Annotated in this window: 14 protein-coding genes and 1 pseudogene; 14 read left to right on the top strand and 1 reads right to left on the bottom strand. The window is 65.4% G+C overall.

Annotated elements, in window-relative coordinates; all coding sequences use genetic code 11:
* Positions 1 to 65: 65 nt before the first annotated feature.
* Positions 66 to 1,631, top strand: a complete 1,566-nt coding sequence (locus A9179_RS09740; protein WP_187805618.1) for a methyl-accepting chemotaxis protein — start codon at positions 66 to 68, stop codon at positions 1,629 to 1,631.
* A gap of 53 nt (positions 1,632 to 1,684) precedes the next feature.
* On the opposite strand, the gene A9179_RS09735 is transcribed toward A9179_RS09740, so the two are convergent.
* Positions 1,685 to 2,353: an alpha/beta family hydrolase gene (locus tag A9179_RS09735; protein WP_316851822.1), complete on the bottom strand. Its 669-nt coding sequence runs from the start codon at positions 2,351 to 2,353 to the stop codon at positions 1,685 to 1,687.
* A 41-nt stretch (positions 2,354 to 2,394) separates the two neighbouring features.
* Here A9179_RS09735 and ccoN (A9179_RS09730) point away from each other — a divergent pair, with 41 nt between their 5' ends.
* From ccoN (A9179_RS09730) to A9179_RS09675, 13 genes and pseudogenes are all read left to right on the top strand, one after another.
* Entirely contained in the window at positions 2,395 to 3,831 is a 1,437-nt protein-coding gene (gene ccoN, locus A9179_RS09730) for a cytochrome-c oxidase, cbb3-type subunit I (RefSeq protein WP_187805616.1), read from the top strand.
* A complete protein-coding gene (gene ccoO / locus A9179_RS09725; protein ID WP_187805615.1) occupies positions 3,831 to 4,445 on the top strand; it encodes a cytochrome-c oxidase, cbb3-type subunit II in 615 nt (204 codons plus the stop codon). Before ccoN (A9179_RS09730) ends, ccoO (A9179_RS09725) begins: the two co-directional genes overlap by 1 nt.
* 5 nt (positions 4,446 to 4,450) lie before the next feature.
* A complete protein-coding gene (ccoP, locus tag A9179_RS09720; protein WP_187805614.1) occupies positions 4,451 to 5,386 on the top strand; it encodes a cytochrome-c oxidase, cbb3-type subunit III in 936 nt (311 codons plus the stop codon).
* A gap of 354 nt (positions 5,387 to 5,740) precedes the next feature.
* Positions 5,741 to 7,183, top strand: a complete 1,443-nt coding sequence (gene ccoN / locus A9179_RS09715) for a cytochrome-c oxidase, cbb3-type subunit I (RefSeq protein WP_187805613.1) — start codon at positions 5,741 to 5,743, stop codon at positions 7,181 to 7,183.
* Positions 7,183 to 7,797: a cytochrome-c oxidase, cbb3-type subunit II gene (gene ccoO, locus A9179_RS09710; protein ID WP_187805612.1), complete on the top strand. Its 615-nt coding sequence runs from the start codon at positions 7,183 to 7,185 to the stop codon at positions 7,795 to 7,797. Before ccoN (A9179_RS09715) ends, ccoO (A9179_RS09710) begins: the two co-directional genes overlap by 1 nt.
* Positions 7,798 to 7,803: 6 nt before the next feature.
* Positions 7,804 to 7,989: a cbb3-type cytochrome oxidase subunit 3 gene (locus tag A9179_RS09705; RefSeq protein ID WP_187805611.1), complete on the top strand. Its 186-nt coding sequence runs from the start codon at positions 7,804 to 7,806 to the stop codon at positions 7,987 to 7,989.
* Positions 7,986 to 8,951 carry a cytochrome-c oxidase, cbb3-type subunit III gene (gene ccoP, locus A9179_RS09700; protein WP_187805610.1) on the top strand — a complete coding sequence of 322 codons (966 nt, stop codon included), beginning with the start codon at positions 7,986 to 7,988 and terminating at the stop codon, positions 8,949 to 8,951. The genes A9179_RS09705 and ccoP (A9179_RS09700) overlap by 4 nt, the downstream gene beginning before the upstream one ends.
* Positions 8,952 to 9,090: 139 nt before the next feature.
* Entirely contained in the window at positions 9,091 to 10,506 is a 1,416-nt protein-coding gene (gene ccoG, locus A9179_RS09695; protein ID WP_187805609.1) for a cytochrome c oxidase accessory protein CcoG, read from the top strand.
* Positions 10,507 to 10,556: 50 nt separating this feature from the next.
* A pseudogene (locus A9179_RS22980) lies at positions 10,557 to 10,808 on the top strand (DUF2628 domain-containing protein); the annotation flags it as partial.
* Between the two features lie 99 nt (positions 10,809 to 10,907).
* Positions 10,908 to 11,411, top strand: coding sequence for a FixH family protein (locus tag A9179_RS22975; RefSeq protein ID WP_262410692.1), 504 nt, complete (start codon positions 10,908 to 10,910; stop codon positions 11,409 to 11,411).
* 13 nt (positions 11,412 to 11,424) lie between these two features.
* Positions 11,425 to 13,830 (top strand): heavy metal translocating P-type ATPase, encoded by a 2,406-nt coding sequence (locus A9179_RS09685; protein WP_187805607.1) that lies wholly within the window; start codon positions 11,425 to 11,427, stop codon positions 13,828 to 13,830.
* Positions 13,831 to 13,868: 38 nt separating this feature from the next.
* Positions 13,869 to 14,075, top strand: a complete 207-nt coding sequence (gene ccoS, locus A9179_RS09680; RefSeq protein WP_187805606.1) for a cbb3-type cytochrome oxidase assembly protein CcoS — start codon at positions 13,869 to 13,871, stop codon at positions 14,073 to 14,075.
* Positions 14,068 to 14,751, top strand: coding sequence for a sulfite exporter TauE/SafE family protein (locus A9179_RS09675; RefSeq protein ID WP_187805605.1), 684 nt, complete (start codon positions 14,068 to 14,070; stop codon positions 14,749 to 14,751). The genes ccoS and A9179_RS09675 overlap by 8 nt, the downstream gene beginning before the upstream one ends.
* Positions 14,752 to 14,778: the final 27 nt, after the last annotated feature.

Here is a 14,778-nt window from a genome sequence, read left to right as displayed (position 1 = left end):
CCGGCTAAATTTTCCAGAACACCAGCCGATTCTCTAAACAGTCCTCTGCGCAAGAAGTCCCAAGCATGCGAAACAACCAGCCCATCACCCAGCGTGAGCGCACCTTTCCCGCCCAGCAGCGGCTGATCTCGACCACCGATACCAAGGGGCAGATCACCTACTGCAACGAAGCCTTCATCGATATCAGCGGCTTCAGCCGCGATGAGCTGCTGCGCGCCCCGCACAATCTGGTACGCCACCCCGACGTGCCGCCGGCCGTCTTCGAGCACCTGTGGAGCACCCTGAAGAAGGGCCGCCCATGGATGGGCGTGGTCAAGAACCGCTGCAAGAGCGGCGACCATTACTGGGTCAACGCCTATGTCACCCCCATGCTGGAGAACGGCCAGGTCGTTGGCTACGAATCGGTGCGGGTCAAGCCGACGCCGGAACAGATACGCCGCGCCGAGGCCCTGTATGCGCGGATCAACGCCGGCAAGCCGGCGATCCCCAGCAGCGATCGCTGGCTGCCGGTGGTGCAGGCCTGGCTGCCATTTATTCTGATCAGCCAGATCGGCTTCCTGATCGGCCACTGGCTCGGCTCCGGCTGGGGCTTCGCCCTTGCCGCCCTGCTCTCCATCCCGCTCGGCCTGGCCGGCCTGGCCTGGCAGAACCGCGGCGTGAAACGCCTGCTGCGCCTGGCCGAGCAGACCACCTCCGACCCGCTGATCGCGCAGATGTACACCGATAGCCATGGCGCCGAGGCGCGCCTGGAAATGGCCATGCTCAGCCAGGAAGCCCGCCTGAAGACCTGCCTGACCCGCCTGCAGGACACCGCCGAACGCCTGACCAGCCAGGCCCGCCAGGCCGATCACCTGGCCCACAACAGCTCCGCCGGCCTGGAGCGCCAGCGCGTGGAGACCGAACAGGTCGCCACCGCAGTCAACGAAATGGCAGCCACCACCCTGGAAGTCGCCAGCAACGTCGCGCGCACCGCCATCGCCACCCAGGAAGCCAACCGCCTGACCGGCCAGGGCCGCGAAGTCGCCGCGGAAACCCGCGAAGCCATCCAGCGCCTGTCCATCTCGGTCGGCGAAACCGGCGAAACCGTGTCGCGCCTGGCTCAGGACAGCAACGAGATCGGTGGCGTGGTCGACGTGATCAAGGGCATCGCCGACCAGACCAACCTGCTCGCGCTCAACGCCGCCATCGAGGCAGCGCGGGCCGGTGAAATGGGTCGCGGCTTTGCCGTGGTAGCCGACGAGGTACGCTCACTGGCCCAGCGTACTGCCGAATCCACCGGACAGATCCACGCCCTGATCGCCAAGCTGCAGCGCACCGCCGAAGAAGCGGTGCTGACCATGGAGATCGGCCGCAAGCAGGCCGACGACGGTGTCGAGCGCGTGCTGCAGGCGGATCAGGCACTGGTTGGCATCAGCGAGGCGGTGGCCAACATCACCGACATGGCCAACCAGATCGCCGCCGCCGCCGAAGAACAGAGCGCGGTGGCCGACGAGATCAACCAGAACATCACCACCATCGCCCAGCTGGCCGACCAGACCGCTGGCGAAGCGCAGAACACTGCCCTGCTCAGCGAGGAACTGACCAGCACCGCGCAGGATCAGTACGCCCTGGTGGAGCGCTTCAACCGCTGACTCCAGCAGCAAGCAAAAGGCCGGCAATTGCCGGCCTTTTTTCTGCCTGACGTTCAGCCCCGGAGAAACGCCGCCACCTGCTGCGCCGCATGCTGCAGATGCTGCTCATGGCTGAAGCCGGAGGCCTTCAGCGGCTTGAGATCGTGATCCGCCGCCGCCAGCCACTCGACTGCGATAGCCGGCGCCAGGCTGTAACCTGCCACTGCCTCGCGATTACCCAGGGCATCGCGCTCACCCTGAACGATCAGCGTGCGAGTCTGCAGCTCGCGCAAATGCTCCACCCGCGGCTTCTCCGGCTTGCCCGCGGCATAGAAGGGGTAGCCCAGGCAGACCAGCGCATCGGCCTCCAGCTCATCCGCCAACAGGCTGGCCATGCGCCCGCCCATGGACTTGCCGCCAATCGCCAAGGTTCCGCCGAGCTGCGCACGCACCGTGCGGTAGACCTCGCGCCAGCATTCCAGCAGCTGCGCCTGCGGGTTGGGCGGGCGCTTGCCGCCATCCGCGCGCCGCGCCGCCATATAGGGGAACTCGAAGCGCAGCACGTTGACCCCACACGCCGCCAGCAGCTCGGCCATGTGCTGCATGAAGCCGCTGTCCATCGGCGCACCGGCGCCATGGGCGAGGATCAGGCTGTACTGCGACATTCCGTCCGCCCCGTTCCACAGCCAGCCCTTCTCTCGGCATTGATCCTGATCAATAACCGCTGCCTTGCCTTTACCCATGCTTGCCCTGCTTTTTATAACCGTGGATGGAAGCCCAACACATGAACACACCCAGCAGCACCGCCTACAACTATAAGGTGGTTCGCCAGTTCGCCATTATGACGGTGGTTTGGGGCATAGTCGGTATGGGGCTCGGCGTCTTCATCGCCGCGCAGCTGGCCTGGCCCGAGCTGAACTTCAACCTGCCCTGGACCAGCTTCGGCCGCCTGCGCCCGCTGCACACCAACGCGGTGATCTTCGCCTTCGGCGGCTGCGCCCTGTTCGCCACCAGCTACTACTCGCTGCAGCGCACCTGCCAGACCCGCCTGATCTCCGACAAGCTGGCCGCCTTCACCTTCTGGGGCTGGCAACTGGTGATAGTGCTGGCCGCCATCAGCCTGCCGCTGGGCTACACCAGCTCCAAGGAATACGCCGAGCTGGAATGGCCGATCGATATCCTTATCACCATCGTCTGGGTCGCCTACGCCCTGGTGTTCTTCGGCACCCTGCTCAAGCGCCAGACCAAGCACATTTATGTGGGCAACTGGTTCTTCGGCGGTTTCATCCTCACCGTCGCCATGCTGCACATCATCAACAACCTGGAGCTGCCGGTCAGCCTGACCAAGTCCTACTCGCTGTACGCCGGCGCCACCGACGCCATGGTGCAGTGGTGGTACGGCCACAACGCCGTGGGCTTTTTCCTCACCGCCGGCTTCCTCGGCATGATGTACTACTTCGTGCCCAAGCAGGCCGGGCGCCCGGTGTATTCCTACCGTCTGTCCATCGTGCACTTCTGGGCGCTGATCACCCTGTACATCTGGGCCGGCCCGCACCACCTGCACTACACCGCCCTGCCGGACTGGGCCCAGTCGCTCGGCATGGTGATGTCCCTGGTGCTGCTGGCACCCTCCTGGGGCGGCATGATCAACGGCATGATGACCCTCTCCGGTGCCTGGCATAAGCTGCGTTCCGACCCCATCCTACGTTTCCTAGTGGTGTCCCTGGCCTTCTACGGCATGTCCACCTTCGAAGGCCCGATGATGGCCATCAAGACCGTCAACGCCCTGTCCCACTACACCGACTGGACCATCGGCCACGTCCACGCCGGCGCCCTCGGCTGGGTGGCGATGATCTCCATCGGCTCGCTGTATCACCTGATCCCGAAAGTCTTCGGTCGCGAGCAGATGCACAGCCTCGGTCTGATCAACGCGCACTTCTGGCTCGCCACCATCGGTACCGTGCTCTATATCGCTTCGATGTGGGTCAACGGCATCACCCAGGGCCTGATGTGGCGCGCAGTCAACGAAGACGGCACCCTCACCTACTCCTTCGTCGAGGCCCTGCAGGCCAGCCATACCGGCTTCATCGTGCGGGTGCTGGGGGGCGCGATCTTCTTCGCCGGCATGCTGCTGATGGCCTGGAACACCGCGCGCACCGTGCGCGCCGCCCAGCCTGCGGAATATGACAGCGCCGCCCTGATCGCCGAAGGAGCCCACTGATGAGCAGCAAGCACGAGATCCTCGAAAAGAACGTCGGCCTGCTGGCCATTGCCATGGTGCTGGCCGTCAGCATCGGCGGCCTGACCCAGATCGTCCCGCTGTTCTTCCAGGACGTCACCAACACCCCGGTCGACGGCATGAAGCCCTACACCGCCCTGCAGCTGGAAGGTCGCGACATCTATATCCGCGAGGGCTGCGTTGGCTGCCACTCGCAGATGGTGCGCCCGTTCCGCGCCGAAACCGAACGCTACGGCCACTACTCGGTGGCCGGTGAAAGCGTGTGGGATCACCCGTTCCTGTGGGGCTCCAAGCGTACCGGCCCGGATCTGGCCCGGGTCGGCAGCCGCTACTCGGACGATTGGCACCGTGCCCACCTGTACAACCCGCGCAACGTGGTACCTGAGTCGAAGATGCCGGCCTACCCCTGGCTGGTCGAGAGCAAGCTCGACGGCAAGGACAGCGCCGCCAAGATGAACGCCCTGCGCCAACTCGGCGTGCCCTACAGCGACGCCGACATCGCCGGCGCCCGCGCCGCCGTGGCCGGCCACAGCGAGATGGATGCACTGGTCGACTACCTGCAGGTGCTCGGCACCAGCCTGAAGAACAAGAGGTAAGCCACATGACACAATTCTGGAGCTGGTACGTCGCCCTGCTCACCCTCGGTACCCTGCTGGCACTGACCTGGCTGATCTTCGCCACTCGCCGTGGCCAGCGCCCCGGGCAGACCGAGGAAACCCTGGGGCATGCCTTCGACGGCATCGAGGAGTTCGACAACCCCCTGCCGAAATGGTGGTTCATGCTGTTTCTCGGCACCCTGATCTTCGCCGCCGGCTACCTGGTGCTGTACCCAGGCCTGGGCAACTGGCAGGGCCGCCTGCCCGGTTACCAGGACGGCTGGACCCAGGTCAAACAATGGCAGCGCGAGATGGATCGCGCCGAAGCCGAGTACGGGCCGATCTTCGCCAAGTACGCCGCCATGCCGATCGAAGACGTCGCCAAGAATCCTCAGGCGCTGAAGATGGGTGGCCGCCTGTTCGCCTCCAACTGCTCGGTCTGCCATGGCTCCGATGCCAAGGGCTCCTACGGCTTCCCCAATCTGACCGACAACGAATGGCGCTGGGGCGGCGACGCCGCCACCATCAAGACCACCATCCTCGGCGGCCGCCATGGCGAGATGCCGGCCCACGGCCTGCTGATTGGCGACGCTGGCGTGCACAACGTCGCCGCCTATGTGCTGACCCAGCTGGGCGGGCGCAAGCTACCGGAAGGCGAGCAGGCCGATATCGCCGCCGGCCAGCAGATCTTCGACAGCACCTGCTTCGCCTGCCACGGCAAGGAAGGCCTGGGTACGCCGCTGATGGGCGCGCCGAATCTGACCAAGCCCGCCGCCTTCATCTATGGCAGCAGCTATGCCCAGCTGCAGCAGACCATTCGCTACGGCCGCAAGGGCAGCATGCCAGCGCAGCAGGAGTTCCTCGGCGAGAGCAAGGTGCATCTGCTGGCCGCCTACGTCTATAGCCTGTCCCGCCAGCCGCAACAGATCGCCAGCGAGTAAGACCACGGCGGGTACTACCCGGTACCCGCCGCTCCCGCCCCATTCCCCGCACCACCCGCGCTGCGACCCAGTGTCGCACCTCTCCGACCAGCTGCGTCTATGCTGATTCGAGCTGGACTAAGCTGCTTTACGGTCGCACCCGGTAACAATTCCAAGCAATCCCCTCTTATTGGTGCGCCATTGCGTACAAAAAACCGGGCCAAAGGGTTTCCCCCGGTTGCTTCTGAAACCCCTTCAGAAGTCGCTAAAACCTTGATCGCACAGGCATCTAGCGTTGCAATGAGGGTCTCGTTTCTCCATACTTGCCGCCGATTTTTACCCCTAGAAAACTCCATTAACCGTGGAACCCTTAGCATGAGCACAGCAACAAGTCAGACTGCTTATAACTATAAGGTGATCCGCCAGTTCGCCGTCATGACGGTAATCTGGGGGGTCATCGGGATGGGGCTCGGTGTGTTCATCGCCGCACAACTCGTGTGGCCGGAACTCAACCTGAACCTCCCCTGGACCAGCTTCGGCCGTCTGCGCCCGCTGCACACTAACGCGGTGATCTTCGCCTTCGGCGGCTGCGCCCTGTTCGCCACGTCCTACTACGTGGTACAGCGCACCTGCCAGGCGCGCCTGATCTCCGACAGCCTGGCTGCCTTTACCTTCTGGGGTTGGCAAGCTGTGATCGTGCTGGCCGTCATCACCCTGCCGCTGGGTTACACCAGCTCCAAGGAATACGCCGAGCTGGAATGGCCGGTCGACATCCTGCTGGGGATCGTCTGGATCACCTACCTGGTGGTCTTCTTCGGCACCATCGTCAAGCGCAAGACCAAGCACATCTATGTGGGCAACTGGTTCTTCGGCGCGTTCATCGTCGTAACCGCCATGCTGCACATCGTCAACAGCATGGAAATGCCGGTCACCCTGTTCAAGTCGTACTCCATGTACGCCGGGGCCACCGACGCGATGATCCAGTGGTGGTACGGCCACAACGCCGTAGGTTTCTTCCTGACCACCGGCTTCCTCGGCATGATGTACTACTTCGTGCCCAAGCAGGCTGGTCGTCCGATCTATTCCTACCGCCTGTCCATCGTGCACTTCTGGGCGCTGATCACCCTGTACATCTGGGCCGGTCCGCACCACCTGCACTACACCGCCCTGCCGGACTGGGCCCAGTCCCTCGGCATGGCCATGTCCCTGATTCTGCTGGCTCCGAGCTGGGGCGGCATGATCAACGGCATGATGAGCCTGTCCGGCGCCTGGCATAAGCTGCGCTCCGACCCCATCCTGCGCTTCCTGGTGGTGTCCCTGGCCTTCTACGGCATGTCCACCTTCGAAGGCCCGATGATGGCGATCAAGACCGTCAACGCCCTGTCTCACTACACCGACTGGACCATCGGCCACGTACACGCCGGCGCCCTCGGTTGGGTAGCGATGATCTCCATCGGCTCGCTGTATCACCTGATCCCGAAAGTCTTCGGTCGTCAGCAGATGCACAGCGTGAGCCTGATCAACGCCCACTTCTGGCTGGCTACCATCGGTACCGTGCTGTACATCGCCTCGATGTGGGTCAACGGCATCACCCAGGGTCTGATGTGGCGTGCAGTCAACGAAGACGGCACCCTCACCTACTCCTTCGTTGAAGCCCTGCAAGCCAGCCACCTCGGTTACATGGTTCGCGCCCTCGGCGGTGCCTTCTTCGTTACCGGCATGCTGCTGATGGCCTACAACACCTTCCGCACCGTACGTGCCGCCAACAAGGCCGAAGCCGAAGCCGCCGCACTGATTCCTGCCGAGGTTGCCCACTGATGAGCAGCAAACACGAAATACTCGAGAAGAACATCGGCCTGCTGGCGTTCTTCATGGTTATCGCGGTGAGCATCGGCGGCCTGACCCAGATCGTTCCGCTGTTCTTCCAGGACGTCACCAACACCCCGGTCGAAGGCATGAAGCCGCGTACCGCACTGGAGCTGGAAGGTCGCGACATCTATATCCGCGAAGGCTGCGTTGGCTGCCACTCGCAGATGGTGCGTCCGTTCCGTGCCGAAACCGAACGCTACGGCCACTACTCGGTAGCCGGTGAAAGCGTGTGGGATCACCCGTTCCTGTGGGGTTCCAAGCGTACCGGCCCGGATCTGGCCCGCGTCGGCGGCCGTTACTCGGACGACTGGCACCGCGCCCACCTGTACAACCCGCGCAACGTAGTACCGGAATCGAAGATGCCGGCCTACCCCTGGCTGGTCGAGAACAAACTCGACGGCAAGGACACCGCGGCCAAGATGGAAGCCCTGCGCTCCATGGGCGTCCCCTACACCGACGAAGACATCGCCGGTGCTCGCGAAGCCGTCAAAGGCAAGACCGAGATGGAAGCCGTGGTTGCCTTCCTGCAAGGCCTGGGCACCGCTATCAAGAACAAACGGTAACGCATGATGGATATCGGGACGATTCGCGGCATTGGCACGGTAGTGGTCTTCATCGCCTTCATCGGCGTGGTGCTCTGGGCCTACAGCGGCCGGCGCAAGGACAGCTTCGACGAAGCTGCCAACCTGCCCTTCGCCGACGACGTCCCGGCCAACAAGCGTGACGAGCAAGCTTCTGGGAGCAATAAAGAATGACTTTGTTCTGGAGTATCTACGTCAGCGTACTCAGCCTGGGCACCATCGCTGCCCTGACTGCGCTGATCTTCGGCGTGCGCAAGGGTCAGCGCCAGGAAAGCACCGAAGACACCGTCGGCCACTCGTTCGACGGCATCGAGGAGTTCGATAACCCGCTGCCGAAATGGTGGTTCATGCTGTTCGTGGCGACCATCGTGTTTGCCCTCGGCTACCTGGTTCTGTACCCGGGCCTGGGCAACTGGAAAGGTCTGCTGCCGGGCTACAACGAAGCCGGCGACGGCAAGCCGTTCGCCAACGGCGAACCGGGCTGGACCGGCGTGCACCAGTGGGAAAAAGAGATGATCCGTGCTGACAAGCAGTACGGCCCGCTCTTCGCCAAGTATGCCGCCATGCCGATCGAAGAGGTCGCCAAGGATCCGCAAGCCCTGAAGATGGGTGGCCGTCTGTTCGCCTCCAACTGCTCGGTTTGCCACGGTTCCGACGCCAAGGGCTCCTACGGCTTCCCCAACCTGACCGACAACGAATGGCGCTGGGGCGGCGAGTCCGCCACCATCAAGACCACCATCATGGGCGGTCGTCATGGTGAAATGCCGGCCCACGGCCCGCTGATCGGCGACGAAGGCGTACACAACGTGGCCGCCTACGTGCTCACCCAGCTGGCTGGCCGCAAGCTGCCGGAAGGCGAGCAGGCTGACATCGCTGCCGGTCAGAAGATCTTCGAAAGCACCTGCTTCGCCTGCCACACCAAGGCCGGCACCGGTACTCCGGCCATGGGTGCGCCGAACCTGACCAACCCGAGCGCCTTCATCTACGGCAGCAGCTACGCCCAACTGCAACAGACCATTCGCTATGGTCGCAAGGGCAGCATGCCGGCTCAGGGCGAGCGCATGGGCAACGACCAGGTACACCTGCTGGCCGCCTATGTGTACAGCCTCTCGCATGGCGAGAAAACCGAGCAGTAATGCTCCCGCTTGCCCGGTGCGCGACCCAAGGTCGCACCCGGGCAAGACTCTTTCAGGCGTACCATAGAGGCCGAGTGAAAGCTGACTCCGCCGGCAAGTACTGGCAGAGCAAACCACCTACCGCCGTGGTACCGCCCTGATGAGTGAACAGATTCCCGTCCGCAACATTACCCCTCCCCCGGCCAAAGGCGGCGACAGCGTCGACCTCTACGCCAGCCGCGAAAAAATCTACACCCGCGCCTTCACCGGTCTGTTTCGCAACCTGCGACTGAGCGGCGGCACCTTTCTCTTCCTGCTCTACTTCGGCACCGCCTGGCTCAGCTGGAATGGCCGGCAAGCCGTCTGGTGGGATCTGCCAGAGCGCAAGTTCTACATCTTCGGCGCCACCTTCTGGCCGCAGGATTTCGCCCTGCTGTCCTGGCTGCTGATCATCTGTGCCTTCGGCCTGTTCTTCATCACCGTGTTCGCCGGTCGCGTCTGGTGCGGTTATACCTGCCCGCAGAGCGTGTGGACCTGGATCTTCATGTGGTGTGAAAAGGTCACCGAAGGCGACCGCAACCAGCGCATGAAGCTCGACAAGCAGCCCATGAGCGGCGCCAAGCTGGCGCGCAAGACCGCCAAGCACAGCCTGTGGGTGCTTATCGGCCTGGCCACCGGCCTGACCTTCGTCGGCTACTTCTCGCCGATCCGCGAACTGATCCCCGACCTGCTCAGCGGCGAAGCCGATGGCTGGGCCTACTTCTGGGTCGGTTTCTTCACCCTCGCCACCTACGGCAACGCCGGCTGGCTGCGCGAGCAGGTGTGCATCTACATGTGCCCCTACGCACGCTTCCAGAGCGTGATGTTCGACCAGGACACCCTGATCGTTTCCTACGACCCGCGTCGCGGCGAACACCGCGGCCCGCGCAAGAAGAACCTCGACTACAAGGCCCAGGGCCTCGGCGACTGCATCGATTGCACCATGTGCGTCCAGGTCTGCCCTACCGGCATCGACATCCGCGACGGCCTGCAGATCGAGTGCATCGGCTGCGCCGCCTGCATCGACGCCTGCGACAGCATCATGGACAAGATGGGCTACCCCAAGGGCCTGATCAGCTACACCACCGAGCACAATCTGTCCGGGCGCAAGACCCACCTGCTGCGCCCGCGCCTGATCGGTTACGCCATCGCCCTGGTGGCGATGATCGGCCTGTTCGCCTGGGCCATCGCCAGCCGCTCGCTGGTCGGCCTCGACGTGCTCAAGGATCGCGTACTGTTCCGCGAGAACGAACAGGGCTACATCGAGAACGTCTACACCCTCAAGCTGATGAACAAGGCCCAGCGCGACCTGACCTTCGTGATCAGCGCCGAAGGCCTCGACGGCCTGATCTACGAGGGCAAGCGCGAAGTGCGTACCGCCGCCGGCGAAGTGCTGTCGGTACCGGTGGAGCTGTCCATCCCGCCGGAGAAACTGCCCTCGAGTGCCAACAAGATCCTGTTCAAGGTGCAGGCGCTCGACGACCCGAACATTCATAGCGACGCCGACAGCCGTTTCATCGGCCCCAGCGTCAGATAACCTCAACCAGCCCTGCCAGCCGCGCGGGGCCTTGCCCCGCAGAGCGAACGATGAACAACTTCGAGGTATTCCACCACCCTGCCCACGGCCTGGAAGCGGTCAAGACCGGCTTCTCCTGGCCGGGCCTGTGCTTCGGCCTGATCTGGGCCCTGTACAAGCAACTCTGGTGGCTGGTGCTCGTTCTGCTGCTGGCCACCCCGGCCCTGGTGGCTCTGGCCCTGCAGCTGTCGGCCGCCTCTGCGCCGTTGATCATCGTCTTGCAACTGCCGGTATTCCTGCTGCTCGGCTTCAAGGGCAACGCCTGGCAGGCCAGCAACCTGCGCAAGCGCGGCTTCGCCCTGCTGCGCAGCGTCAGCGCCAGCTCGGCGGAAAACGCCGTGGCCAGCATCGGCAAGCATGAGCTGCCGCCCGAGCAGCCCTACGACAGCGTCTGGTACAAGCAATTCTGGCCCTGGTTCATCCTTGGCCTGCTGGCTTTCTCGATCGTCCTCGGCATCGGTCTGCTGGTGTTCGCCAGCAAGCACCCGCCAGGCCTGATCTCCGACAACTACTACGACGTCGGCAAGGGCATCAACACCTCGCTGGAGCGCGAGAACCTGGCCAAGCGCCTGCAGCTCAAGGCCAGCCTGGTGCTGGACAACGACACCGGCACCGCCCGCCTGCAGCTGAGCGGCAACAGCAAGCCGCAGCAACTGACTCTCAACCTGGAGTCGCCGACCCAGCCGGAGCGTGACCGCCGGGTGATCCTCCTGCTGCAGGCAGACGGCAGCTACTTCGGCCAGCTGCAGGACATCGCCGAAGGTCGCCGCTTCGTCGAGCTGATCGGCCGCGAAGGCGACCAGGACTGGCGTCTGTTCGAGGAAGAACAACTGCAGAGCGGCGCCACCGTGCTGCTCGGCGAGTGACCCGCGCCGCGCCATGAGCAGTCCCCAGCCCTGCTACCACTGCGGCTTGCCGGTACCGGCCGGCAGCCGCTTCCAGGCCCGCATCCTCGGTGAGACGCGCGAGCTGTGCTGCCCCGGCTGCCAGGCGGTGAGCGAGGCGATAGTCGCCGGCGGCCTGGAAAGCTACTACCGCCACCGCAGCGACAGCGCGGTCAACCCGCAGAGCCTGCCCAAGGTGCTGCCGGACGAACTGGCCCTGTATGACCGCGAGGATGTGCAGCAGCCCTTCGTCCAGCAGCAGGGCGAACTCAGCGAAACCTGCCTGCTGATCGAAGGCATCAGCTGCGCCGCCTGTGGCTGGCTGATCGAGAAGCACCTGCGCGCCCTCCCCGGCGTGGCCGAGGCCAGCCTCAACCTGTCCAATCAGCGCCTGCAACTGCGCTGGGCCGACAGCCAGCTGCCGCTCAGTCAGTTGCTCAAGGAACTGCGCAAGATCGGCTACGCCGGCCATCCCTGGCAGGCCGACGAAGCCAGCGCGCGTCTGGCCGAGGAAAACCGCCGCTCCATGCGCCAGATCGGCGTCGCCGGCCTGCTGTGGCTGCAGGTGATGATGGCCGCCATGGCCACCTGGCCGGAATTCAATGTCGACCTCTCGCCGGAGCTGGACAAGATCCTGCGCTGGACCAGCCTGTTCCTCACCACGCCCATCGTCTTCTACTGTTGCGGCCAGTTCTTCCGCGGCGCCCTACGCGACCTGCGCACCCGCCACCTGACCATGGACGTCTCGGTGTCGCTGGCCATTGGCGGCGCCTATGTCGCCGGCATCTGGTCCACCGTCACCGGCGTCGGCGAGCTGTACTTCGACGCGGTCGGCATGTTCGCCCTGTTCCTCCTCGCCGGCCGCTACCTCGAGCGCCGCGCCCGTGAGCGCACGGCAGCGGCCACCGCCCAACTGGTCAACCTGCTGCCGGCCTCCTGCCTGCGCCTCGACGAGCACGGCCACAGCCAACGCATCCTGCTGCGCGAGCTGCAGCTCGGTGACCACGTCCTGGTGCCGCCCGGCGCCCAGCTGCCGGCTGACGGCCGCATCCTCAGCGGCACCTCGAGCATCGACGAATCGCTGCTGACCGGCGAATACCTGCCGCTCGCCCGCAGCACCGGCGACGCGGTCACCGCCGGCACCCTCAATGTCGAAGGCCCGCTGACCATCGAAGTCGAGGCGCTTGGCGCCGAAACCCGCCTGTCGGCCATCGTGCGCCTGCTGGAACGGGCCCAGGCCGACAAGCCGCGCCTGGCCGAAGTGGCCGACCGCGTGGCGCAGTGGTTCCTCCTGCTGGTGCTCGGCGCTGCCGCCGTGGTCGGCCTGATCTGGTGGCAGATCGACGCCCAGCGCGCCTTTTGGATCGTCCTCTCGCTGCTGGTCGCCACCTGCCCCTGCGCCCTCGCCCTGGCCACCCCGACCGCCCTCACCACCGCCACCGGCAGCCTGCACAAGCTTGGCCTGCTACTAACCCGCGGCCATGTGCTGGAAGGCCTGCAGCAGATCGACACGGTGATCTTCGACAAGACCGGCACCCTCACCGAGGGCCGCCTCACCCTGAATGCCATCCAACCCCTCGGCGAGCTGGACAGCGACGCCTGCCTGGCCCTCGCCGCCGCCCTCGAGCACGGCTCGGAGCACCCCATCGCCCGCGCTTTCGGCCACTGCGAGCGCGGCGCCGAGCAGATCCTCAGCACCCCGGGCCAGGGCCTCGAAGGCCTGGTCGATGGCCGCCGCCTACGCATTGGCCAGGCGACCTTCGTCAGCGCCCTCAGCGGCCAGGGCGTCCCGGCGATTCCCGGCGATCACGGCCAGTGGCTGCTGCTCGGCGACGAGCGCGGCCCGCTGGCCTGGTTCGTCCTCGACGACCGGCTGCGCGCCGACGCCGGCGAGCTGCTCGACGCCTGCCGCGCCCGTGGCTGGCAGCTGCTCCTGCTGTCCGGCGACAGCTCGCCGATGGTCGGCGAAGTGGCCCGCCAGTTGGGAATTAGCGATGCCCGCGCCGGCCTCACCCCGGACGCCAAGCTGGCCGTGCTCAAGCAGCTGCACCAGGACGGCCACCGCGTGCTGATGCTCGGCGACGGGGTGAACGACGTGCCCGTGCTGGCCGGCGCCGACATCAGCGTGGCCATGGGCAGCGCCACCGACCTGGCCAAGACCAGCGCCGACGCGGTGCTGCTGTCCAACCGCCTGGGCAGCCTGGTACAGGCCTTCGCCATGTCCCGGCGCACCCGCCGCATCATTGTGCAGAACCTCGCCTGGGCCTGCCTGTACAATGGCCTGGTACTGCCGTTTGCCGCCCTCGGCTGGATCACCCCACTGTGGGCCGCCTTCGGCATGTCGGTCAGTTCGCTGCTGGTGGTACTCAACGCCCTGCGCCTGGCCCGAGTACGTCCATGAGCGGCTGCGCATCCGCCTAGCCCAAGCCCGGAGTTCCCATGCCTGCGCTCTATATCCTGATCCCCATCGCCGTGGTGCTGGTCGCCATCGCCATCTGGGTGTTCTTCTGGGCGGTCAACAGCGGCCAGTTCGATGACCTCGACGGCCCGGCCCACAGCATCCTGTTCGACGACGATGATCCCAAGCACGCGGCGGGCGTCAGCGAAGCCAGCAAGCCGAGCGAACAGGACGAGCCGCATGGCTGAGCTAGCGCCACTACTGCTCTCGGCGCTGATCCTCGGCCTGCTCGGCGGCGGCCACTGCCTGGGCATGTGCGGCGGTCTGATGGGCGCCCTGACCCTGGCCATCCCACCCGAGCAACGCGCCCGCCGCCTGCGCCTGCTGCTGGCCTACAACCTCGGCCGTATCCTCAGCTACGCCCTCGCCGGCCTGCTGATCGGCCTGGCCGGCTGGGCCCTGGCCAGCAGCCCGGCCGCCATGCTGCTACGGGTAGTGGCCGCGCTACTGCTGATCGCCATGGGCCTGTACCTGGCCGGCTGGTGGAGCGGCCTGACCCGCATCGAAGGCCTCGGCCGCCACCTCTGGCGCCACCTGCAGCCGATTGCCAGCCGCCTGATGCCGGTCAGCAGCCTGCCACGCGCCCTGCTGCTCGGCGCCATCTGGGGCTGGCTGCCCTGCGGCCTGGTCTACAGCACCCTGCTGTGGGCGGCCAGCCAGGGCTCGGCCAGCGACAGCGCCCTGCTGATGCTGGCCTTCGGCCTCGGCACCTGGCCGGTACTGCTGGCCACCGGCCTGGCCGCCGAGCGCCTGACCGCCCTGCTGCGCCGCCGCGGGGTGCGCATGGCCGGCGGGCTACTGGTGATCCTGTTCGGCCTGTGGACCCTGCCCGGCCCCCACCAGCACTGGCTGATGGGCCACTGAGCGGCGCCCGCCCCAGCGCCATGGCCT

Source organism: Pseudomonas alcaligenes (assembly GCF_014490745.1).
Taxonomy (GTDB): domain Bacteria; phylum Pseudomonadota; class Gammaproteobacteria; order Pseudomonadales; family Pseudomonadaceae; genus Aquipseudomonas; species Aquipseudomonas alcaligenes_C.
Note: the sequence above shows the minus strand (reverse complement) of the source record. Positions and strands in the feature narration are given on the sequence as shown.